The 23,666-nt window shown below is 38.4% G+C and carries 14 protein-coding genes; all 14 read left to right on the forward strand.

Annotation, left to right across the window (positions count from 1 at the left end; genetic code table 11):
- Nucleotides 1–9 precede the first annotated feature (9 nt).
- Complete coding sequence (gene proQ / locus EU510_RS03335) at nucleotides 10–660, forward strand: RNA chaperone ProQ (RefSeq protein WP_149592245.1); 651 nt, start codon at nucleotides 10–12, stop codon at nucleotides 658–660.
- 26 nt (nucleotides 661–686) lie between these two features.
- Nucleotides 687–2,711 (forward strand): carboxy terminal-processing peptidase, encoded by a 2,025-nt coding sequence (gene prc, locus EU510_RS03340; RefSeq protein WP_149592246.1) that lies wholly within the window; start codon nucleotides 687–689, stop codon nucleotides 2,709–2,711.
- Nucleotides 2,712–2,892: 181 nt separating this feature from the next.
- A complete protein-coding gene (nhaC, locus tag EU510_RS03345; RefSeq protein ID WP_188085395.1) occupies nucleotides 2,893–4,356 on the forward strand; it encodes a Na+/H+ antiporter NhaC in 1,464 nt (487 codons plus the stop codon).
- 47 nt (nucleotides 4,357–4,403) lie between these two features.
- Entirely contained in the window at nucleotides 4,404–6,998 is a 2,595-nt protein-coding gene (gene pepN, locus EU510_RS03350; RefSeq protein ID WP_149592248.1) for an aminopeptidase N, read from the forward strand.
- Nucleotides 6,999–7,220, forward strand: coding sequence for a DUF2835 family protein (locus EU510_RS03355; RefSeq protein ID WP_149592249.1), 222 nt, complete (start codon nucleotides 6,999–7,001; stop codon nucleotides 7,218–7,220).
- A 251-nt stretch (nucleotides 7,221–7,471) separates the two neighbouring features.
- On the forward strand, nucleotides 7,472–9,571 hold the full coding sequence (locus EU510_RS03360) for a DUF1302 domain-containing protein (protein ID WP_149592250.1): 2,100 nt from the start codon (nucleotides 7,472–7,474) through the stop codon (nucleotides 9,569–9,571).
- A gap of 13 nt (nucleotides 9,572–9,584) precedes the next feature.
- Nucleotides 9,585–10,949 (forward strand): DUF1329 domain-containing protein, encoded by a 1,365-nt coding sequence (locus tag EU510_RS03365; protein WP_149592251.1) that lies wholly within the window; start codon nucleotides 9,585–9,587, stop codon nucleotides 10,947–10,949.
- A gap of 128 nt (nucleotides 10,950–11,077) precedes the next feature.
- The gene (locus tag EU510_RS03370) at nucleotides 11,078–12,073 is read left to right on the forward strand and encodes a WD40/YVTN/BNR-like repeat-containing protein (protein WP_149592252.1); all 996 of its coding nucleotides are present in this window, start codon (nucleotides 11,078–11,080) and stop codon (nucleotides 12,071–12,073) included.
- On the forward strand, nucleotides 12,073–14,394 hold the full coding sequence (locus EU510_RS03375; RefSeq protein ID WP_149592253.1) for an efflux RND transporter permease subunit: 2,322 nt from the start codon (nucleotides 12,073–12,075) through the stop codon (nucleotides 14,392–14,394). The genes EU510_RS03370 and EU510_RS03375 overlap by 1 nt, the downstream gene beginning before the upstream one ends.
- Before the next feature lie 208 nt (nucleotides 14,395–14,602).
- The gene (locus EU510_RS03380) at nucleotides 14,603–19,444 is read left to right on the forward strand and encodes an NAD-glutamate dehydrogenase (protein WP_149592254.1); all 4,842 of its coding nucleotides are present in this window, start codon (nucleotides 14,603–14,605) and stop codon (nucleotides 19,442–19,444) included.
- 121 nt (nucleotides 19,445–19,565) lie between these two features.
- Nucleotides 19,566–20,576 carry a quinone-dependent dihydroorotate dehydrogenase gene (gene pyrD, locus EU510_RS03385; RefSeq protein ID WP_149592255.1) on the forward strand — a complete coding sequence of 337 codons (1,011 nt, stop codon included), beginning with the start codon at nucleotides 19,566–19,568 and terminating at the stop codon, nucleotides 20,574–20,576.
- A gap of 117 nt (nucleotides 20,577–20,693) precedes the next feature.
- Nucleotides 20,694–21,224 carry a cell division protein ZapC gene (locus tag EU510_RS03390; RefSeq protein ID WP_149592256.1) on the forward strand — a complete coding sequence of 177 codons (531 nt, stop codon included), beginning with the start codon at nucleotides 20,694–20,696 and terminating at the stop codon, nucleotides 21,222–21,224.
- A 91-nt stretch (nucleotides 21,225–21,315) separates the two neighbouring features.
- Nucleotides 21,316–23,433: a bifunctional 23S rRNA (guanine(2069)-N(7))-methyltransferase RlmK/23S rRNA (guanine(2445)-N(2))-methyltransferase RlmL gene (gene rlmKL, locus EU510_RS03395; RefSeq protein ID WP_149592257.1), complete on the forward strand. Its 2,118-nt coding sequence runs from the start codon at nucleotides 21,316–21,318 to the stop codon at nucleotides 23,431–23,433.
- The gene (locus EU510_RS03400; protein WP_149592258.1) at nucleotides 23,426–23,665 is read left to right on the forward strand and encodes a glutaredoxin family protein; all 240 of its coding nucleotides are present in this window, start codon (nucleotides 23,426–23,428) and stop codon (nucleotides 23,663–23,665) included. The genes rlmKL and EU510_RS03400 overlap by 8 nt, the downstream gene beginning before the upstream one ends.
- The last annotated feature ends 1 nt before the right edge of the window (nucleotide 23,666 follow it).

The following is a 23,666-nucleotide window of genomic DNA, read 5'->3' on the forward strand; positions in this document are numbered from 1 at the left end:
GGTTCTAAAATGGAAACCACAAACAAGCTAAAAGATATTAATGAAGTGTTGGAATTTTTATATCAAGAATTTCCACAATGTTTTAAACAAAAAGATGGCATCAAGCCGCTTAAAGTCGGTATTTTTAAAGATATTGCTGAGCGTATTGAAGGGTCTGAAAAAGTAAGTAAGACTCAAGTTCGTCAAGCGCTTAGAAAATACACGTCTAACTGGCGTTATTTGGAAGCTGTGACTAAGTCAGAGTTTCGTATTGATCTTGATGGCAATCAAGGTGAAAAAGTTGAGCAAGAGCATATCGACCATGCGCAAAAAGCATTGGAAGAAAGCCGCGCTAAAATGGCTAAACGCAAAAAACAACAGCGTCCACGTCAAGATTCAGATTCTAAATCTTTCAAGAAAAAACCTGCTCATGCTAGCAAAACAGGCGATAAAAACGCACCTGCAGCTAACAAACCTGCTAAAGCAGCGCCGGCTAAACGTTCAGGAAAAATTGAACCTTTACCAGCAACTGAGGTCAAGGTTAATAATAAGGTTAAGGTTAAACTTGGCCAAGCACTTGTAAATGCAGTAATAACTGAAGTGAACAAAGATGATGTTCATGTTGAGTTAGTAACAGGTATGCAAGTTAAAACCAAAGCTGACAGCTTATACATCGTTTAAGTTGTCAATAAATTAAGGAGTTGTGTATGAGTAAAAAGTTTACGCTCATTCCGTTAGTTGCTGCCCTGTTTTCAGGTTCATTATTTGCTGCTGTAGAAGCCGTCACCATTGACGATTTACCCCAGCTTAAGCAAGAGAGTCAACATGGTACTGCTAGCAAACGAGTGGCTAGCTTATTTGCTCGTTCACACTATACACCGGTTCGATTTAACGATGAGCTTTCTAGTAAAGTGTACGATCGTTATATCGAATCCCTTGATTTTAATAAAAGCGTTTTCTTAGCCAGCGATATCGCCTCATTTGAGCAATACCGTGATGACTTTGATAACGCTATTACTACCGGCAAATTAGACTTTACGTTTGATATTTTTAACTTAAGTCTTAAACGCCGTTTTGAACGTTACGAGTATTCACTTACTCTACTTGAAAAAGAAATGACGTTTGATAAAGAAGATGAATACTTTTTTGACCGTGAAGATTCAGCATGGCCTGTTTCACAAGCCGAGCTTGATGAAATTTGGCGCGAGCGTGTAAAATACGACGCACTGCGTTTAAAAATGACAGGTAAAGATTGGGAAGGCATTAAAGAGGTGCTGACCAAACGCTACAAAAATGCAGAAAAACGTTTAGTACAATCTAATTCAGAAGATGCTTTTCAAATTGTTATGAACTCGCTAGCACGAAGTATTGAGGCGCATACGTCTTATTTATCGCCACGTCGTGCAGAGCAATTCAAAATGGATATGGACTTAGAGCTTGAGGGCATTGGTGCCGTACTAAGCCCTGACGAAGACTACACTGTTATTCGCAGCTTAGTGCCGGGAGGCCCTGCAGATAAAACAGATCAAATTAAAGCTGATGACCGCATTATTGGTGTTGCCCAAGATGGCGAAGAGTTTGTCGATGTAATTGGCTGGCGTTTAGATGACGTAGTTGATTTAATTAAAGGTCCTAAAGGGACTAAAGTACGTCTACAGTATTTAAAAGGTGTTGACGCTCACGGTGCTCCTAAAGTTGTTGAAATCACGCGTGATAAAATTCGACTTGAAGATAGAGCAGCTAAATCAGAAGTATTTGAAGCAAAATACTCTGATTTAACAAGTAAAGTTGGCGTGATTGAAATTCCAGGCTTTTACAATAATCTTTCGAAAGATGTAAAAGTTGAGCTGGCTAAGCTTAAAGAAGAAAAAGTTGATGGTATTATTATCGACTTGCGCCAAAATGGTGGTGGTTCTTTATACGAAGCAACACAATTGTCAGGTTTGTTTTTTGATCAAGGCCCAGTTGTTCAAATTCATACCTTAAATAACCGAATTGAAGAACAAAAAGATCGTGATGGTATAACTTACTATGACGGCCCTTTAACTGTGTTAGTTGATCGTTACAGTGCTTCTGCTTCTGAAATATTCGCAGCAGCAATGCAAGACTACGGTCGCGCAGTAATTATTGGCGAGCAAACATTTGGTAAAGGTACTGTACAGCAGCACAAAGGCTTAGGCCGTGCTTACGATTTATACGATAATGCGCTAGGTAGCGTACAGTATACTATTGCTAAGTTTTATCGTATTAACGGTGGTAGTACGCAACATAAAGGTGTTATCCCTGATATTTCGTTTCCATCAGCAATCGACCCTGCAGAGTGGGGCGAAAGTAAGCAAGATAATGCACTTCCATGGGATAGCATCGTTAAAGCGAAATACAAAAAACTAGGTAATTTAACACCTATTATTACGTACCTTGAAAAACAACACGAAGTACGAATTAAATCAGAGCCAGAATTTGGTTATGTATTTAGCGATATTACTTTATATAACGAAGAGAAAGACCGTAAAACTATCTCTTTAGTTGAAGCAGACCGTATTAAAGAAAAGGACGAAGGTGAAGCACGTGCACTTGTACGTACTAACGAACGTCTTAAGCGCTTAGGTAAAGAGCCGGTAGAAAACTTAGACGATTTACCAGAAGTAATTGAAGAGCTTGACCCATTTTTGGAAGAAGCAGCATTAATTACTCAAGATTATATTAATTATGGTCGTATAGCTAAGAAGTAACAACTGGTTTTACCTCCATAAAAAAGGCGCTTTAGCGCCTTTTTTACTACCTAAAATTTACTAAATTGTTATAATCTTTGATTACATAAAGTTGAGCTAGATCAATCATGCTCAATTAATGCGCTTTACGTGCTAAAAATAATAATTAAACACACAGCAAGTGTGTGTAGGAGTCTCTATTTTGAAGCCATTGGATGATAAACCAATCAAGCCCGCCTCTTTTTTTGATGCATTAATTCCTATCACTGTATTAATTTGTTTGCTTGGTGCAGCCGTATACTTATTTGGTGATAACTCTTCTTCAGGTCCTAACCAAATAGCACTTTTATTTGCCACTTTTGCAGCGGCTTTAATTGGCCTTAAAAACGGTTACACATGGAAAAAATTAGAACAAGCTATGATCGAAGGCATAACGCTTTCACTTGGTGCTATTTTAATTTTACTTATGGTAGGTGCATTAATTGGTACTTGGCTACTTTCTGGGACTGTACCCACTTTAATTTATTATGGCTTACAAGTTATAAATCCAAGTTGGTTTTATGCAGCGAGTTGCTTAATTTGTGGCATTGTAGCAATGAGTATTGGTAGTTCTTGGACCACGGCTGCTACGATAGGTGTGGCTTTATTAGGCGTTGCTACGGGTCTTGGACTTGAGCAAACAGTAACCGCAGGTGCCGTTATATCTGGCGCATACTTTGGTGATAAGCTAAGCCCGTTGTCAGAAACAACCAATCTGGCACCAGCAGTTGTTGGCGCTGATTTGTTTGAGCATATTCAACATATGCTGTGGACGACAGTACCGAGTTTTGTAATTGCACTGATTATATTTATATTCATGGGGTTTAATGCAACGGCTTCAAGCGAAGCAGGGCGCATTGATGAAATAACGGCTATTTTACAACAAAACTTTAATATTGGTTTTGAAATGCTCATTCCGTTAATTGTACTTTTAGTGTTGGCAATTAGAAAAATGCCCGCTTTTCCAGCTATCTCAATTGGTGCTGTTGTGGGCGCTGTTTGGGCTATGTTGTTTCAGTCTGATCTAATTGCTAGCCAAATTGATATTTCTCAAGGACAGCTAGTTGGCTACTTCAAACTTGTTTGGACTACTTTCTTTGATGGTTTTAGTATCAGTACCGGCGATGACAAAATGGATTCGTTGCTCAGCGGTGGCGGTATGGCTGGTATGCTTACAACTACATGGCTGATTATGACTGCACTAATGTTTGGTGCCATCATGGAAAAAACGGGCCTTCTGGACATTTTTGTTAAAAGCATACTTAAAATAGCTAAAAGTACGGGTTCATTAATTACAGCAACAATTGCAACCTGTATAGGAACTAACGTAATAGCGGCCGATCAATATATAGCGATTGTTGTCCCTGGCCGTATGTTTAAAGATGAATATGAAAAACGTGGTTTGAAGCCTGTTAATTTATCTCGTACATTAGAGGATGGCGGTACAATTACCAGCCCACTTATTCCTTGGAATACTTGTGGTGCTTACATGCAAAGCGTTTTACTAATAAACCCTTTCGATTATGCACTCTACGCTTTCTTTAATTTAATTAACCCTGTTTTAGCAGTTGTTTATGCCTACTTAGGTATTAAAATTTTACGCATTAAACCAAAACAATCTGCCTAATTTTAAGCAGCTCCTTTTAACTTAAAAGGAGCTGCTCTGGAGTATCTATGACTGAATCAAGTAAACCTCAAGCACAATATCTTAAAGACTATAAAGCTCCTGATTTTTTAATTGACCACACAGAGCTAACTTTTGACTTACAACCTTTATCAACCAAAGTAAGCTCTTTACTAACACTTACCCGTGTTGGTGATAAAAAAGCATCTTTAGTGCTTGATGGTATTGATTTGCGTTTACTGTCTTTATCTGTTGATACAGTTGATATAACGGATTATGAAATTGTTGGTGAGCAGCTAATAATTAATAACCTACCGGATAGTTTTCAACTCAATATAGTGACAGAGATATCACCTGAGACGAATACTTCTTTAGAAGGTTTATATTTATCGGGAGGTGCGTATTGCACACAGTGCGAAGCGCAGGGTTTTAGAAAAATAACCTATTATATGGACCGCCCCGATGTACTAGCCACATTTGATGTGACTGTTATTGCTGATAAAAAATTCCCGCAATTACTTTCTAACGGTAATCAAGTTGATAGCGGTGAAACACAAGATGGTCGTCACTTTGTGAAATGGCAAGATCCATTCAAAAAGCCAAGTTATTTGTTCGCACTTGTAGCAGGCGATTTTGATGTTTTAAAAGATACTTACACAACTAAAAGTGGCAGAGATGTAGAGTTAGCATTGTTTGTTGATAAAGGTAATTTATCTAAAACACCCCATGCTATTGCCTCACTTAAAAAAGCAATGCAATGGGATGAAGAACGTTTCAATTTAGAGTATGACCTTGATATTTATATGATTGTAGCCGTTGATTTTTTCAACATGGGTGCGATGGAAAATAAAGGGCTGAATGTATTTAACAGTAAATGCGTATTAGCCAATCAAGAAACTGCGACAGACAAAGACTATCATACGATTGAATCCATTGTAGGGCATGAATACTTTCATAACTGGACAGGTAACCGAGTTACTTGTAGAGATTGGTTTCAGTTATCGCTAAAAGAAGGGCTAACCGTATTTAGAGACCAAGAGTTTAGTAGTGATTTAGGTTCTCGTGCACTTAACCGTATTGATGCGGTTAAAGTAATGCGTACCCATCAGTTTAGTGAAGATGCAGGCCCTATGGCTCACCCAATTCGCCCTGAAAAAGTTATCGAAATGAATAACTTTTATACAGTAACTGTATACGATAAAGGTGCTGAAGTTATCCGTATGATGCACACATTACTGGGTGAAACTAACTTTCAAAAAGGGATAACGCTTTACTTTGAGCGCCACGATGGTCAAGCAGTTACATGTGATGATTTTGTAAGAGCAATGAGCGATGCATCAGGTGTTAATTTAGAGCAATTTAAACAATGGTACAGCCAATCAGGTACACCGCGTTTAAATGCAATTCAAAAATTTGATAGCAGCTCAAATACATATACATTAACAATAGAACAAGCAGCACCGGTCAATCAGCCAGACAATAAACCACTTCATATACCTTTTGCTATTGAACTACTTGACGCAAATGGAGAAAGTATTACTCTGCAATACAAAGGTACAAAACTAGATCATGTGCTTGATGTAACAAGTACGACTCAAACATTTAGCTTTGATAATATGTTAGAAAAGCCTGTTGCGGTTTTACTCGAAGATTTTTCTGCACCTTGTATTTTAAATCAGCAAACAACAGAGCCCGAACTATTACATATTATGCGTTTTGCACGTAGCGATTTTTCACGTTGGGATGCACAACAGCAGCTATTTATTAAAGCGATTAAATCTCAGATTACCGACACAACTAATAGCGTGTTAAGCAGCGAAATTATAAATGCGCTACGTGTACTTATAAATACCAAAGAGGGCGATTTAGCTTTAATTGCAGAGCTGTTTAAATTGCCAAGTTTTGACACGTTAGCCGCTGAATTTGAAGTAATACCTGTTGATGAAATTATCAAAATAACAGAAAAGTTTGAGCAACAAATTGCTGATGAACTTGCTGATGAGCTGCTTAGTTGTTACGAATCTCTTGAAGATGATGGCAGTATAAGTGCAAGCGCTGTTGCGAATCGTGCTTTAAAGCAAATATGTCTGCACTACCTTGCTAAAACACAAAATCCAGAAGCTGTAACCTTCATTAAAGAAGCTGCAAGCTCTACTAATATGACTAATGTACTTGGTGCCCTAAGCGCTGTGGTAAAAGCTTCACACCCTATTAGAGACGAGCTTTTGAGTCATTTTGATAGTCAGTGGCGTCATGATGTTCTAGTGATGGATAAATGGTTTGCACTGCAAGCTATGCAATCAGGCAGTAATGCTATAGATGATATTAAAGCACTTTACGAACACCCGTGTTTTGATTTTTCAAATCCTAATCGTGTACGTGCACTTGTAGGAAGTTTTAGCCATTTTAATACAGCGCAATTTCATCGCTCTGATGCCCAAGGTTATGCGTTATTAGGTGATTTACTGATAAAACTTAATGCAATTAATCCACAAAATGCATCGCGTATGCTGACACCATTTATGTCATGGAAGCGTTACGATGATGTACGCTCACAAGCAATGAAACTGCAATTACAACGCTTAGCCAATTTGGATGCCCTAAGTGCTGACTTGTATGAAAAGGTTGAAAAAGCGCTCGCATAAATGATTGAGTATTATTTTACCCTAAGATTGAGCTATAACGAATGCATGGATTACTACCATGGTCGTTTTAGCTCATTACAAGTTGTAGAGGATGGCGGTAAAACGATTCGTTTTACCGCTACATATTTAAGGCCCTTCATTTCGAGCTTGGGTGTACGTGGCCGTTTTAGACTCTTATTAACCCCCGAAAACAAGTTTATCCGCCTAGAGCGAGTGGCCTGACACTCGGTTTTTATGTTATATATACATAAAAATATTGTATTTTTGTTAATTTCAATTTGTCCTATTGTTAAATTACGTGTATAAATTATCTGGTACGACGTCTTACCAATACGTAAGCGTCAACCAGAATAAAAATATATGACAGATTTGAGCGAGTATTTGTAATTTTGCAGATTCGCTTCTATCGTTATGATTACACTAAAAACAATAACTTGATCACACAAAATGACCCGCGACAGGGGGGAACCAAAATGATAAGAAGATCGCTTTTTGTTAAAAATAAAATCGCTATAGGTTTAGCAGCCGCTAGTTTAGGTTTATCTGCAGCCAGTACTCAAGCTGTAACATTTGAAGCTGGGGGGTTTGATATTACCTTCGATTCAACCTTTTCATATGGGCAAAGTGTCCGTGTAGAAGATAGAGACTTTAGCTTAATTGGTAAAAGTAATAATCCAGCTTTCGACTGGACAGGTTACAACCCTGCGCTAAGTAACACTATTTACTCATCACAAGATGTATGGGCACAACCGGGCTCTTACTCAAACAATGGTGATGCGGGTAATTTAAATTTTGACAGTGGTGACTCATTCTCAAAACTATTGAAGGGAACACACGACCTTTCAATAAATAAAGATAACTACGGTTTGTTCACTCGCTTTATGTATTTTTATGACTTTGCATTAATGGATGGCTATCACGCTTATTCAAATCCTACATCTGGGCAGGGTGTGGATCCGTGTGATGATAAAGACACTAAAGCACAAAGTTGTGCCGACATACGTTTACTAGATGCGTTTGTATGGGCCGATTTTGATTTAAACGACGGAAATAATCCTTTATCTGTTCGTTTAGGTCAGCAAGTAGTTAACTGGGGGGAAAGTACGCTAATCTCTCATGGTATTAACGTAAACCCAGTTGATATTGACCGATTGAAAGCCCCAGGCGCTGAGCTTAAAGAAGCATTTATACCTGTAGGTATGCTTTGGGCATCGCTTGGTATTACTGAAAACATCACGCTTGAGGGTTTCTACCAATACCAATGGCAAGAAACGCGTTTACCAGCAGCAGGCACGTATTTTTCAACTAATGACTTTGCAGCAGAAAATGGTTATCAGCAGAATGTTCAATTAGGTTTTACGTCTAATCCTGATATTGATGTTGCTTTTTTAACAGATAGCTTGAATAACTTAACATCTGACTTTGCATTAGCTGCAGCTGCACAAGGTATTGATCCGTCAAGTGCAGAAGGTAGTGCTTTATTAGCTCAAATGTATCTAGCTTATCCAACTAAGGTGGCTTTAAAAGGTAAAGGGGATAATGGTAAAAATGAACCTGAAGATGGCGGTCAGTATGGTTTACGTTTAGGTGTGTTTTTACCTGAATTTAATGATACTGAAATTGCACTCTATCACGTGAATTACCATAGCCGTCGTCCGCTTATATCTGGTCGCGTATCAAACTTTTCGCAGGCAGCAATTGCCCAAGATTTAGCGATGATCATGACAACAGAGATTACCTCAGATAATGTTGCTGATTTAACTGCTTTTTCTAAAGCTGAAAATGACTACCCTGAAGATATTAAGTTATATGGTTTAAGTTTTAATACGACTATCGGCGAAACAGCCTTCGCGGGTGAATTTGCTTTTCGCCAAGATGAACCGCTACAAATTGATGACGTAGAGTTACTCTACACAGCGATGCCAGAACAATTAGCGCTTGCTGGATTAAGGCCTGAATTTGCGGGTATTTCGCAAATGAGTTTTGGCGATGATATTAGTTCTGTTGGTGCGGGTAAAGTTGCTCAAGGCTATATTGAACGCGACACATCACAAATTCAATTCACGGCAACACATTTATTTGGACCTTCATTAGGTGCTGATAGTTGGGCTGTAGTTGGTGAAGTGGGTGCTGTAAAAATTCATAACATGCCAGACTATGACGAAACGCGTTTAAATGTATCCGGTACTGGCCGAAGTGGCACAATTACAGGCCCTGGTACTACTGATTACTCAACACTGCAACTTGGTTTATCAAACGGCGCTGAAGAAAAATCATTTGCTACTGCATCTTCTTGGGGATATCGCTTAATTGCTAAAGGTGATTATTATAACCTTTACAATGGTATTAACTTCTCTCCTCGTTTTGTATTTTCTCATGACGTAAACGGTAATACACCAGATCCTATGTTCTTATTTATTGAAGACCGTAAATCTTTAGGTGCAACCATGAACTTTAACTACCAAAATGCGTGGTCACTTGATGTGAGCTATAACTCGTTTTGGGGCGGTGGCGGTGTTAATACATTCTCAGACCGCGATTACGTTTCTTTTAACTTAAAATATTCTATTTAGGGGTAACATTACTATGATTAAAAAACCTACCCTCATTGCTACTGCTTTTTGTAGCTTGTTTGCAAGCAGCGCAGCTTTAGCTAAATTAAGCGCTGATGAAGTTGCTCAATTAGGTCAAAATTTAACGCCATTAGGCGCTGAAAAAGCAGCGAATGCTGATGGTTCTATTCCAGCATGGAATAATGGCATTACATCTGCACCAGCAGGTTATGAACCGGGTATGCATCACCTTGACCCATATACCACTGACAAAGTGCTTTTCACTATTGATAAAAGTAATATCGAAAAGTACAAAGCAAATTTAAGTCCGGGTCAAATTGCTTTATTTGAAGCATATCCAGACACATTTAAAATGCCAGTGTATGAAACTCGCCGTTCAGCTTCGTACCCTCAGTTTGTTTATGACGCGACTAAAAAGTTTGCACCGAGTGCTGAATTAATCGAAGGCGGTAACGGTATTAAAAATACGGCGATTGGTATTCCTTTCCCTATTCCTAAAACAGGTTTAGAGGCAATTTGGAATCACTTATTACGTTACCGTGGTCAGTCTATTGAACGTTTTGGTGGTCAAGCTGCGCCAACAGCGTCAGGTTCTTATAACTATGTTGGCTTTGATGAGCAGCTATTAGTTAAATACTCAGACCCAAGCGCAACACCAGCAGAGCTGCAAGACTCAAATATTTTGTTTAAGTTTAAACAAAGTGTAACAGAGCCTGCTCGTTTAGCGGGGACTGCATTATTAGTTCATGAAACCATGGACCAAATATTAACGCCGCGCCAAGCATGGACTTATAACTCGGGACAACGTCGTGTTCGTCGTGCACCTAATGTTGCATATGATGCACCAGGCACAGCTGCAGATAGCCTGCGCACTACCGATGATTTTGATATGTTTAATGGCTCACCAAATCGTTACAACTGGACGTTAAAAGGTAAGCAAGAGTTATATATACCTTACAATAGCTATAAACTTCATAGTGATAAGCTAGAGTACGATGACATTTTAATGCCTGGCCACATAAACCCAGAGCATACACGCTACGAAAAACACCGTGTTTGGGTTGTTGAAGCTAACTTAAAAGACGATACACGCCATATCTATAAAAAACGTGTGTTTTACATTGATGAAGATAGCTGGCAGGTACAGGTTACGGATATTTATGATAACCGCGACCAACTTTACCGTGTAGCCATGGCTTATGGCCTTAACTACTACGAAGTACCTACACAGTGGAGTACGCTTGAGGTTTATCATGATTTGAATTCTCGTCGTTATTTAGCAATTGGTTTAGATAACCAAGAAAAAATGTACGATTTTTCACAGTCGTTTAACGATAACGAATTTACTTCAAGCGCTTTACGTCGCGCAGGTAGATAGTATTAAACTAGGCACTTAACAATATATGTTAAGTGCTTTTTCCTTTCTCATCGCGTTTGTCTTACAGCGCGCAACGCACTCCCTAGTAAAAAGACAAACAACTCTCTCGTACAAGGCGATTAAAATTTATGAAGTATTTGGTATATGCCAGCCTGATAATAAGCGGTGCGAGTGTTGCACAAGAAGCCCCTAACTATGCAATCAGTGCAACAAATGCAGCTAAAACCTTACTCACCGATATAACTAACACGGGTAATGGCTTAATTGCTGTTGGTAAACACGGTACTGTTATTAAAAGTACATCGGGTGACTCATGGCAACAAGCTGAGCTAGTTCCAACTCAAGTGCTATTAACTGCCGTTGATTTTAGTAACGAAAATAATGGCTGGGCATGTGGACACGATGCAACAATCATAAATACGACTGACGGTGGCGTTAATTGGCAGCTACAACAAGCATTACCTGAATTAGACAAACCATGTTTAGATATTTTATTTGAAGATGACTTAAAAGGTTTTGCAGTGGGCGCATATGGCATGTTTTATCAAACCACCGACGGCGGTAAACATTGGCAAAAACGCTTTTTAGATTCGCTACTTTTTAGTGACGATCGTGATTATTTAAACGATTTAAAAGAAAATGACCCACAAGGATACGAAGCGGAAACTGCTTCTATTTTACCGCACTTTAATCGCATAGAAAAAACAGACAATGGATTAATGCTTGTTGGTGAAATGGGTTTAATGGCCAGAAGCATTGACGATGGTAAAAGTTGGCAAAGAATAGAAGAAGTTTATCCCGGTTCATTTTTTGCAGTTGCCTCAGATAGCACTCGAGAAATTGTAGCAGGGCTACGAGGTAATGTTTTTGCAAAGCAAAGTGGCGAAAAGCAGTGGCAGCATTTTGAAAATGTTAAAACAGCGACGATTAACAACATCATTAATTATAATAACAAACAATGGCTCATGCTCGCTAATAGTGGCGTTATTTTTCATCTTCAAGATGGGTTACTCACCCATGAGCAGCTTGCTGACGGTAAAGCGATTCTTGATGGTGTAATTTTAGATAATAGATTGATCATGGCTACAGAAGATGGCATTAAAGTGAAGGAGTTAACCCCTTAATGCATAAGTTACTCGATTTTATTGAAAAGGCGATTTTTAGACATCGCTTAATTATGCTTATAAGTTTTGCGCTTATAACGTGTTTACTCGTATTCAAAGCAACTCAAATTCAATTAGATGCCTCGTTTAATAAGAACATCCCGTTAAATCACGACTATATGAAAGTATACACTAAGCATGAAAAACAGTTTGGTGGTGCAAACAGTATTTTGATTTCAGTGTGTGATGACAGCGGCAATATATTTAATCCAGAGTTCTTTACTCAATTAAAAGCGGTTCACGATCAGCTTTATTTTATTCCTGGCGTAAATCGTCCATTAGTTAACTCTATATTTTCACCCAGTGCTCGTTTTGTTGAAGTAGTCGAAGATGGCTTTGCAGGCGGTCCAATTATTCCTGCTAACTTTAAAGCGGATACCCGTGGTTTAGGTGTTGTAAAAGAAAACATCGAAAAAGCAAAAGTGGTAGGACGTATGATTGCCAGCGATTACTCGTGTGCAATGGTAACGGCTCAACTTTTAGAGACAGATCCTCAAACACAACAAAAATTAGACACGTTAGCTTTCGCACAAAAGCTAGAAAGTGATTTAAGAGAGCCTTTAAGTACAGACAAAGTAAGTATTCATATTATTGGCTTTGCAAAAATGGCTGGTGATATAGCTGAAGGCGCAAAAGGGGTAGTCTTATTTTTTGCCATTGCTATCGCCTTTACCTTTATTATGGTTTGGCTATTTTGTGGCAGTTTAAAGCTAACTATTTTGCCTATCGCGTGTTCTATTATTGCCGTTATTTGGCAATTAGGCCTGCTTTCAAGCTTAGGGTTTGGGCTAGACCCTATGTCTATTTTGGTGCCGTTTTTAGTCTTTGCTATTGGTGTTAGCCATGGTGTGCAGATGATTAATGCGATTGGCAAAAAAGTAGGTGAAGGAAAAAGTACGCGAATTTGTTGTCAGTCAAGTTTCAGGGCTTTATTAATACCTGGTGGTATTGCACTGCTTTCAGATACCGTAGGCTTTTTAACATTACTTACTATTGATATTGGTATTATCCGCGAACTTGCTATTACAGCGAGTTTAGGTGTGGCAGTAATTATATTTACAAATTTAATTTTGCTGCCAGTTTGGGCGTCGTACATGAACTTTGAAAACAGTGTACATATTCAATCTGGTGATGCTGAGAAGCCTAATATACTTGATAAGATCAGAGACATTTTAGTAAAAGCAACCGATCCTAAAATCGCTAAAATGATTATAGGTTTTACCCTTGTTTTATTTGCTCTAGGCTACTGGCAAGCCGATAAAATGCGTATAGGTGACTTACACGCAGGCGCGCCATCTCTGCATCAAGATGCCCGTTATAACCAAGACACGTTTTTAATATCGGATAAGTACACTATTTCGTCAGATATCTTAAAAGTAATAGTAGAGGCATATCCTGCAGCATGTACTGAGCATGATGTGATGGAGCGTATAAGCCGTTTTCAATACAAAGTAGAGAATGTAGCAGGTGTGCAGTCTGCTGTGAGCTTAAGCTCTGTAGCGCAATCGGTTAACGCAGGCTACAACGAAGGCAATTTGAAATGGCAAAGTTTGCCACGAAATTCAGCAAGTTTAGTTCAGTCAACGTCTCGAGTTGAAACTAGTACAGGCTTACTCAACGGTGACTGTTCTGTTATGCCTGTGATTATATTCTTAGATGATCATAAAGCACAGACTATCGATAGCGTCATTAAAAGTGTTAAGCAATTTGCCCAAGAAGAGGGCACTGAAAAACTAGCATTTAGATTAGCATCTGGCCCAGTGGGTGTAATGGCAGCGACTAATGAGTCGGTTGCAGAGGCACAAATACCCATGATGCTTTACGTTTATGGTGCCGTTATTATTTTATGCCTAATGAGCTTTAGAAGCGTAAAAGCAACAATCGCCGTAGTATTGCCGCTTTATATTGTATCAACCCTTGCACAAGCACTTATGGTTCAACTAGAAATAGGCTTAACTGTTTCTACTTTACCTGTAATTGCGTTAGGTGTTGGTATTGGTGTTGATTATGGTATTTATATACTGTCGTCGATGATGGGGCAGCTTAAGCAAAACGTACCACTGAGTATTGCTTATCGTAATGCACTTGTTGAGCGTGGTAGTGCTGTATTGTTTACGGGGATTACATTAGCTATTGGTGTGAGTACGTGGATATTCTCAGATCTTAAATTCCAAGTTGATATGGGTATACTATTAACCTTCATGTTTTTAGTGAATATGTTAGGTGCAGTGTTGTTATTACCGGCGATTGGTAGTCTTCTCTGGACTGACCAGAAAAAATAATGTGAATAATTTTGCTCCTAAATGGCCTGTAAAGGCCATTTATATCTACAATTTGTGAATAGATGACCAAATAGCTGAAATGCTTAAAATGTTTTCATCGAAAAGGCTGTTTATTAGCTGCAAAAGGGTTAGAATTTGATTGACTCCACGCTAATGAATAGCTGTACAAATTTCTGCTCCTGAGCAGTAATAGATTAAGGAACATACAATGACACGAAATGAAGGCCAAGCCTCGGTTATCCTAGATAATGTCTGTAAGCTGATCCAGAAAAAAGTTCGCGCTGATAATGTGTTACTCGTTGAGAAATTCGCCAAAGCCTTGTACAGCAACATGTCTAAAGAGGATTTGGCAAATCGCAACGATAGTGACCTATATGGCGCAGCATTAAGCCTTTGGAACGCACTAGAAAAAAATACTACCGACGACGCTTTTATCCGCGTTTTCAACCCTGAAGTGGCAAAAGATGGCTGGCAGTCATCGCATACAATTGTAGAAATTATTACTAAAGACATGCCTTTTTTAGTTGATTCTGTTCGTATGGCCATGACTCGTGAAAATATCGCCTCTCACTTATTACTTCATTGCCCATTAAAAATTAAGCGCGATACAAACGCTAAAATTTCTGGATTATCAAATTTAAAAGCAGAGCAAGAATCTTCATCTACTAAAACCGTATTCTTTATTGAAATCGACCGTCAGACAGATTCTTCTGTGATTGAGTCTTTCAAAAAAGAGTTAGAATCGGTTCTTGTTGATGTGTCCGTTGCTGTTGATGATTGGCAACCAATCCGTAAAAAATTGATGGCAGTGACCAAAGAGTTACCTAAGCGCCATCATAATAAAACAAAAGAAGAAGTGTCAGAAACAACTGAGTTTTTAGATTGGTTAGCTAAAGATAACTTTACCCTAATGGGTTACCGTGAATATGAATTAAGCCCAGTTCAAGGTGATTACCAATTAAAAGGTAAAATGGAATCAAGCCTTGGCTTGATGAAAAATTCTACTGAAGAACACACACGATTATTATCAGAATTACCAGAAGTTGCTCGCCAAGAAGCACGTAGCAGCAACTTATTGATCTTAACTAAAACTAACTCTGTTTCTCGCGTTCACCGCCCAGCTTACATTGATTATGTAGGTATTAAGCGTTTCGACGATGAAGGTAATGTAATTGGAGAAGACCGCTTTATTGGTTTGTTCTCATCAAGCTTTTACAATAACAGCGCTACAGATGTGCCTGTGTTAAAAAGTAAAATTAATCGCATTATGGAAATGTGTGATTTTGCTAAAGGTACTCACGCTTACAAAGCTGTTTTAAACATTTTAGAGACCTACCCACGTGATGAGCTTGTCCAAGCGCGCGAAAGTGAGCTACTTGAAGTTGCTATGGGTGTTTTACAAGTACAAGAGCGCGATATGTGTCGCTTGTTTGTACGTAAAGATGCGTATGGTCGCTTTTTATCTTGTATGGTTTATGTACCTCGCGAGCGTTATAACACGGCTCTTCGTCGTGAAACGCAAGATATATTAGCTAATGCATTTAATTCTGACGATAAAGTCGAATTTACTACTTATTTCTCTGAGTCAACACTGGCGCGTACTCATTACACCGTTCGTGTGACCGACAACAAGATCGAATATAACGTGAAAGACATCGAAAACAATTTAGTAGAAGCAGCACGTACGTGGGAAGATAAACTTCAATCTGCTCTTTTAGAGTCTGCGGGCGAAGCACGCGGTAACGATTTAAATCGTAAATACTGTAATGCGTTTGCACGCTCATACAAAGATGAAGTGCTTCCAAGTGCTGCGGTTGTTGATATTGAGAAGTTAGAACTACTTAGCGATGAAAACAAACTAGAAATGTTGTTTTACCGTCCTCAAGAAGAAGCAAACAGCAATATTGTACGATTAAGCTTGTTCCATAAAGATGAGCCGATTCACTTATCTGATGTTATGCCAATGCTTGAAAACTTTGGCCTTCGCGTTGTGGGTGAAACACCATATTCAGTTAAAACTAGCGATGGTCGTATCAACTGGATCATGGACTTCTCGATGCTTATTGACAGTAAAGGGATGGCAGATTTTGATAAAATTTCAGCACGTTTTCGCGCTGCATTAACAAATGTTTGGGGCAACCGCCTTGAAAACGATGGTTTTAACCGTTTAGTGTTAATGGGTGGCCTAACAGGCCGCGAAGCATCTATTTTACGTGCATACGCTAAATATATGCGTCAAATTGGTGTTACGTTCTCTCAGACTTACATTGAAAGTACGTTTGCTAACTATCCAAATATTGCTGCGCAAATTGTAAATTTATTTGCTAAAAAGTTCTCAATTAAAAGCCCTGCAAGTGCTAAAACACTTGAAAAGCTAAGCACACAAATCTATTTAGAACTTGAAAATGTAGCAAACCTAGATGATGATCGTATTATTCGTTTATACGTCGATATGATTGTTGCAACGCTTCGTACTAATTATTTCCAAAAAGATGATGCAGGTCAGTTTAAGTCGTATGTATCATTTAAAATACAACCTAGCTTAATTCCTGATGTACCGCTTCCTCTTCCAGCATTTGAGATTTTTGTTTATTCTCCGCGTGTAGAAGGAGTGCATTTACGTTACGGTAAAGTAGCGCGTGGTGGTCTGCGTTGGTCTGACCGTCGTGAAGATTTCCGTACTGAAGTACTTGGCTTAGTTAAAGCACAACAAGTTAAAAATACAGTAATCGTACCTGTTGGTTCTAAAGGTGGCTTTGTATGTAAACAACTACCGACTGAGCGCGAAGCGTTTATTAAAGAAGGCCAAGAGTGTTATAAAATCTTTATCCGTGGTCTTTTAGATATTACTGATAATATTGAACGCGGTGAAATAGTACCAGCGCGCGATGTTGTTCGTCACGATGAAGATGATGCTTACCTAGTAGTTGCAGCGGATAAAGGAACAGCTACTTTTTCTGATATCGCAAATGGCATTGCTAACGAATACAATTTCTGGCTAGGTGATGCATTCGCATCTGGTGGCTCGGTTGGTTATGACCATAAGAAAATGGGTATTACAGCGAAAGGTGCATGGGAGTCAGTTAAACGACATTTCCGTGAAATGGATATTGATTGTCAAACTACCGACTTTACAGTAGTAGCAATTGGCGATATGGCAGGTGATGTATTTGGTAATGGTATGCTGTTATCTAAGCATATTCGTCTACAAGTTGCCTTTAACCATATGCACATTTTTGTTGATCCTAACCCAGATGCTGCAACTTCTTATCCAGAGCGCGAACGTTTATTTAATATGCCGCGTTCATCTTGGGAAGATTACAATAAAGAGTTAATTTCTGCCGGCGGTGGTGTGTTCTCTCGTGCAGCTAAATCAATTACGCTTAGCCCAGAAATGAAAAAAATGTTGGGCACTAAAAAAGCTAGTATGACTCCAAATGAGTTAATGAAAGCCTCATTAATGATGGAGTTTGATTTACTGTGGAATGGCGGTATTGGTACATACATTAAACACTCTAAAGAAACTGATGCCGATGTAGGGGATCGTGCAAACGATGCACTACGTATCAACGGTCGAGATTTAGGCGCTAAAATAATAGGTGAGGGCGGTAATTTAGGTGCAACGCAATTAGGTCGTGTTGAATTTGCAGCTAAGGGTGGTCGTGTTAATACTGACTTTATTGATAACGTAGGGGGTGTTGCCTGTTCAGATAACGAAGTTAACATTAAGATATTACTTAATGGCTTAGTTGCTGAAGGTGATTTAACACGTAAACAACGTGATGAGCTACTTTACTCTATGACAGATGAAGTATCTGAATTAGTATTAAAAGACTGTTACCGTCAAACACATACTATTTCAATTACGCAGTCTAAAGGTACTTCAACACTCAAAGAAAAGATTCGCTTTATTCATGCGCTTGAAAAAGAAGGCAAGTTAAACCGTGCTATCGAATTTATTCCAAGTGATGAAGAATTGGCAGAACGCGCTGCTGCAGGTAAAGACTTAACTCGTCCTGAACTTTCAGTGCTAGTGTCTTACGCAAAAATGGTATTAAAAGAGTCTTTAGTAAGTGATGAAATTACTGAAAACCCTTACTATCGTCAATTGCTTGTTAAGTCATTCCCACGTCCATTGCGTGAGAAGTTTAACGATGCGATGAACAACCACCCACTTCGTAAAGAAATTATTGCAACTAAACTTGCAAACAGTATCGTTAACGATATGGGTTTAAACTTTATGGTACGTATGCATGAAGAAACCGGTGCTAATGAAGCTGAAATAGCAATGTGTTATTCAATTGCTAGCGAAATCTTTGAAATGCGTGAAACATGGTCTTCTATTAGTGCACTTGATAATAAAATACCAGCAGCTGTTCAAACTGAAATGCTTTACCAACTTCGTCGTACTGTGCGCCGTGCAACGCGTTGGTTCTTACGTCACCGTAATAAGTCACAAACGATTGAACAAGGAATTGAATTCTTTGCGCCAACATTCAAAGATTTAAGCGATAACTTAAATACATATATGATTGAAAAAGAAAATGATCGTATTGTAATTGAAGCTAATAAGTTAATTGATGCAGGCGTTCCAACAGATATAGCTAAGCGTATTGTTTCTTTATCAAGCTTATTCTCTGTGATGGATTTAGCAGAAGTTGCTAATAGTTCAGGTAAGAGTATTTCTATGGTGTCCAATACTTACTTTAAACTAGGTGCAAGAATGGGTCTGCATTGGTTCTTAGAACAAATAACTAAGCAACCAGTAGTGAATCATTGGCAAGCACTTGCTCGCTCGTCTTATCGAGAAGAGCTTGATTGGCAGCAACGTACGTTATCTGAAGTTGTATTAAATAGCTTTGAAGGTGATGAGAGCGATGTTGATAGTCAAATAGATGAGTGGATGGATAGCCAAGATTTATTACTTCAACGCTGGAAACAAATGCTGGCTGAGTTTAAAACATCACAAAGCCACGACTTTGCTAAGTTCTCGGTTGCACTTCGTGAACTTATGCTACTAAGCCATAATTGTGATACATCAGGAAAATAATTTAGCTTTAATCAGTTAATTGTTTAGTAAATAAATAACTGATTGTTAAAATTGTTATACAATACCTCAGCCTTGTCTGAGGTATTTTTTTGTCTAAAATTTAAAAAAGAGGATTATATTGATGTTTTATGATTTAGCTCGCCGTTTTATGTTTACCCGTGATGCGGAGTGGGCGCATGAGTTTGCACTTAATAATCTTCGTCGTTTTACCAATACACCTTTGAATTTAGCTTGGTCGCAAAATATCTCTGATAAGCCAGTAGATTTTTTAGGTCTTAAATTTAAAAACCCTGTAGGGCTAGCAGCTGGCCTTGATAAAAATGCAGAATGTATTGATGCATTCAGCCAAATGGGCTTTGGTTTTATTGAAGTTGGAACTATTACACCGCGTCCTCAAGCGGGTAATGATAAACCTCGTATTTTTAGGCTGCCAGAATCAAACGCTATTATTAACCGTATGGGTTTTAACAATAAAGGCGTTGATAACTTAGTTGCAAATGTAAAAGCAGCAAAATACACCGGCATACTTGGTATTAATATTGGTAAAAATAAAGATACGCCAAATGAACAAGGTAAAGATGACTATATTCATTGTATGCGTAAAGTATTTGAGCACGCCTCATACATTACCGTAAATATTTCATCACCAAATACACCTGGACTTCGTGATTTACAATATGGCGCAGCACTTGATGATTTACTGCAAAGTCTTAAAAACGAACAGTTAGATTTAGTTGCAAAGCATAATAAACAAGTGCCTATGCTTGTAAAAATTGCACCGGATCTAGATCAAATTCAAATACAACAAGTAAGTGAATCACTTTTAAATAATAAAATCGATGGTGTAATTGCCACCAACACCACGCTTGAGCGAGCTGCAGTTATGGGCCAGCAATATGCAGAAGAGGCGGGCGGTTTATCAGGTCACCCAGTTAGAATGCGTTCTACAGAGGTAGTGAGTGAATTGAAACGCTTAACACAAGGTAAATTACCAATTATCGGAGTAGGCGGAATAGATGATGCGCAATCTGCAAAAGAAAAGTTAGATGCAGGCGCAAATTTAGTCCAGGTTTATACTGGGTTCATCTACAAAGGTCCACAATTGGTAAAGTCGATCGTTAACGGCTTATAAGGATCAGTTATCTAAGCTTTTGATCGCTCGATAAATGTTCTAAGCAAGCATTTTAAAAGTGGTCAAAAGCGGTTATACTGTGAGCAATAATTATTCAACATACCCAAGGAGGAGTAAATGTTACAAGCATCAAAGCAATGGCAGTGGATTACTTGTCCTAATAAAAATCGTTTACTACTTGATTTAAATGACGACATGCAATTATGTACGCCCTATAAATTAAGACAACTCACCGATTCTGTTTTTAAAAATCCACGTTTTAGTTTAGAAGATGCTGCATTTTATGAACAAGTTTATAACTATTTAGATGGATTTGAATTGTGGTCTTCGGCTCAAATTTGTCAAATATCATTAAATGCAACCGCGGTTAAATATCACCTCAAACCCGTTTTATCAAAAAGCTGGTTTTTTGAAGAGTACACTGGAACAGAGCCAAGTGTAGAAGCAATAGTTAAATTAACATCTAAAGCGCAGACTGGTGATTTTTTAATTGTAGAGCATTGCCCTGATGCATCTATTTGCTTAAATTTAAGCGAAACCTTTAAATTAGACGAAAATTTATCTTTAGCACAATTTGAAGTAATCCGTATTTTGAATAATCGAGTCCACCCCATTCTAAACCAGCAATACCAAAGTCAAACTGCCTAACCAAATTTAAGTCTTAAGCGTGTCTTTATGGCGTGTTTGTCACTCAACCTATGTTATAATCCTGCGCAATTAGCTATTAAGGGTTATTACTTTGCAATTTATCGCACTTACTTCTATCGGAATCGAAAATTTATTGGTTGATGAACTAACAGAACTTGGCGCAACTGTGTCTAAGCAAACTGTTGGTTCTGTTCGTTTTGAGGCTGACTCATTACTGGCGCAAAAGGTTTGTTTATCAAGTCGTTTTGCAACGCGTGTGCTTATGCTTATTGAAGAAAAAGAAGGCGTAGATGACAAGAATAGCCTGTACAATTTTGCGCGCTCGCAACCTTGGCAAGAGTGGTTTGGACCAACTCAAACATTCGCTGTCGACTTCAACGGTACCAATGACTCATTAAAAAACACACAATTTTCGGGCCTTGTAATAAAAGATGCGATTGTTGACTACTTTAATGATTTATACGAGCAGCGTCCTAACGTTGACAAGCAAGATGCAAATGTGCGCGTTGTTGCACGATTAAATCGTTACGGCGTTTCTATGTATATTGACTATTCGGGCCCTCGTTTGTCAGAACGTGGTTACCGTCAAGGTCAAGGTAAAGCACCCATTAAAGAGCATTTAGCTGCTGCATTAATTAAACGAAGTGGTTGGCTTGATAATGTAAAACAACCTTTATTCGATCCATGTTGTGGTGCGGGTACTATTTTAATCGAAGCGGCTGGCATGGCACGAAACGAAGCACCGGGATTATTTCGTGAAGGCTTTGCTTTTGAGCGTTTACCAAGTTTTAGAGCCGCTAAGTTTAAAGAACTTAAAGAAGAGTTACTTGGCAACATTACCGATCCTAAATTGTGGTTAATTGGCCACGATTACGATGAACAAGTTTTAAATAAAGCGATTGATAATGCCAAACGTGCTGAGCTTGATGATATTATTAAGTTTAAGCAAAGTGATGCAACTAAACTTACTGCTGTTGCAAAGTTACCGGGTGTTGTAATTTCAAACTTACCTTACGGTGAGCGTATTGGCTCTATGGCTGAGCTTGTTGACTTACACCGTAATTTAGGTGTTGGCTTTAAAAAGCACTTTAATCATTGGAAACTTGCCTTACTAGGTATGGACGAGAGCTTATTTAAACTTTTAAAACTCGTGCGCCTTAAGCGTTATAAGTTTAAAAATGGCCCACTTGATGTTGAACTTAACTTATATCAATTAGATGATAAGCAAGTAAGTTTGACCACTGATGATAAAAAAGCACTTAATTTTGAGGGCTCTACGTCATTCGCAAATAGATTGAAAAAGAATAAGCAAGGCTTAAAGAACTGGCTTAAACAAAATAAAGTAGACGCTTATCGTGTTTATGAAGCTGATATCCCTGAGTACAATGTTGCTGTAGATATTTATGGTGATTCTGCGGTTATTTTCGAATACGCAGCGCCTAAAGAAATAGACGAACAAACATCAGAAAAACGCCTGCAAGACGTAATCAGCTTAACAGCTCAACAGCTAGAAATTTCGCCTGAAAACATTGCTGTAAAAGTACGTAAAAAGCAAAAGGGCGAAGATCAATATACAGCCATGGCAAAACAAAACCGGACTATGGTTGTTGAGGAGTTTGGTGCTAAGTTTAAAGTTAACTTATTTGACTACTTAGACACGGGCTTGTTTTTAGATCACCGTTTAATGCGCCGCTACATTCAAGAAAACGCTAAAGATAAGCGTTTTTTAAACTTATTCGCATACACAGGTACGGCCTCTGTACACGCAGCTCTTGGTGGCGCTAAAGCGATTACAACAGTTGATTTATCAAAGACCTATTTAAAATGGGGTCAAGATAACTTTGACTTAAATGGTATTAGTAATACACGTTACCGCTTTGAACAAGCTGATTGTTTAAAATGGTTAGAGCATGCAACGGCGCAATACGATTTTATATTCTTAGATCCTCCAACGTTTTCAAATTCAAAACGTATGAAAGATGCATTTGATGTGCAGAGCGATCATATTAAATTATTAACCTGGGTTAAAAAGATTTTAAGCCCTTCAGGTACGTTGATTTTCTCTAATAACAAACGTGGCTTTGTGATGGATGAAGTTGGCTTGATTGGTTTAGGTTTAAAAGCCGTTAATATTTCAGATAAAACATTATCACCCGACTTTAAACGTAATAAAAAAATCCATAATAGCTGGCTAATTACGCATGGCTAAATGGGTTTTATATCACACTGACGGTTGCCACTTGTGCGAACAAGCTGAGCAACTTATCACTGAGGTACTTGGTGACTCGAGTGAATTATTACTAATCGATATTATGACTGATGAGCAGCTTATTGCTGAGTATCAAATTACTATTCCGGTATTAAAAAGTGAAAAAGGCGAGAAATTATTTTGGCCTTTTACTTTATACACTGTGCGCGAATTTTTAGCACAAGCAGAATAAG

This window comes from Pseudoalteromonas sp. FUC4 (assembly GCF_008370255.1).
Lineage (GTDB): Bacteria > Pseudomonadota > Gammaproteobacteria > Enterobacterales > Alteromonadaceae > Pseudoalteromonas.

Coding starts and splice junctions, on each gene's coding strand:
- proQ (WP_149592245.1), top strand. CDS start 10: ATGGAAACCACAAACAAGCTAAAAGATATTAATGAAGTGTTGGAATTT.
- prc (WP_149592246.1), top strand. CDS start 687: ATGAGTAAAAAGTTTACGCTCATTCCGTTAGTTGCTGCCCTGTTTTCA.
- pepN (WP_149592248.1), top strand. CDS start 4,404: ATGACTGAATCAAGTAAACCTCAAGCACAATATCTTAAAGACTATAAA.
- EU510_RS03355 (WP_149592249.1), top strand. CDS start 6,999: ATGATTGAGTATTATTTTACCCTAAGATTGAGCTATAACGAATGCATG.
- EU510_RS03360 (WP_149592250.1), top strand. CDS start 7,472: ATGATAAGAAGATCGCTTTTTGTTAAAAATAAAATCGCTATAGGTTTA.
- EU510_RS03365 (WP_149592251.1), top strand. CDS start 9,585: ATGATTAAAAAACCTACCCTCATTGCTACTGCTTTTTGTAGCTTGTTT.
- EU510_RS03370 (WP_149592252.1), top strand. CDS start 11,078: ATGAAGTATTTGGTATATGCCAGCCTGATAATAAGCGGTGCGAGTGTT.
- EU510_RS03375 (WP_149592253.1), top strand. CDS start 12,073: ATGCATAAGTTACTCGATTTTATTGAAAAGGCGATTTTTAGACATCGC.
- EU510_RS03380 (WP_149592254.1), top strand. CDS start 14,603: ATGACACGAAATGAAGGCCAAGCCTCGGTTATCCTAGATAATGTCTGT.
- pyrD (WP_149592255.1), top strand. CDS start 19,566: ATGTTTTATGATTTAGCTCGCCGTTTTATGTTTACCCGTGATGCGGAG.
- EU510_RS03390 (WP_149592256.1), top strand. CDS start 20,694: ATGTTACAAGCATCAAAGCAATGGCAGTGGATTACTTGTCCTAATAAA.
- EU510_RS03400 (WP_149592258.1), top strand. CDS start 23,426: ATGGCTAAATGGGTTTTATATCACACTGACGGTTGCCACTTGTGCGAA.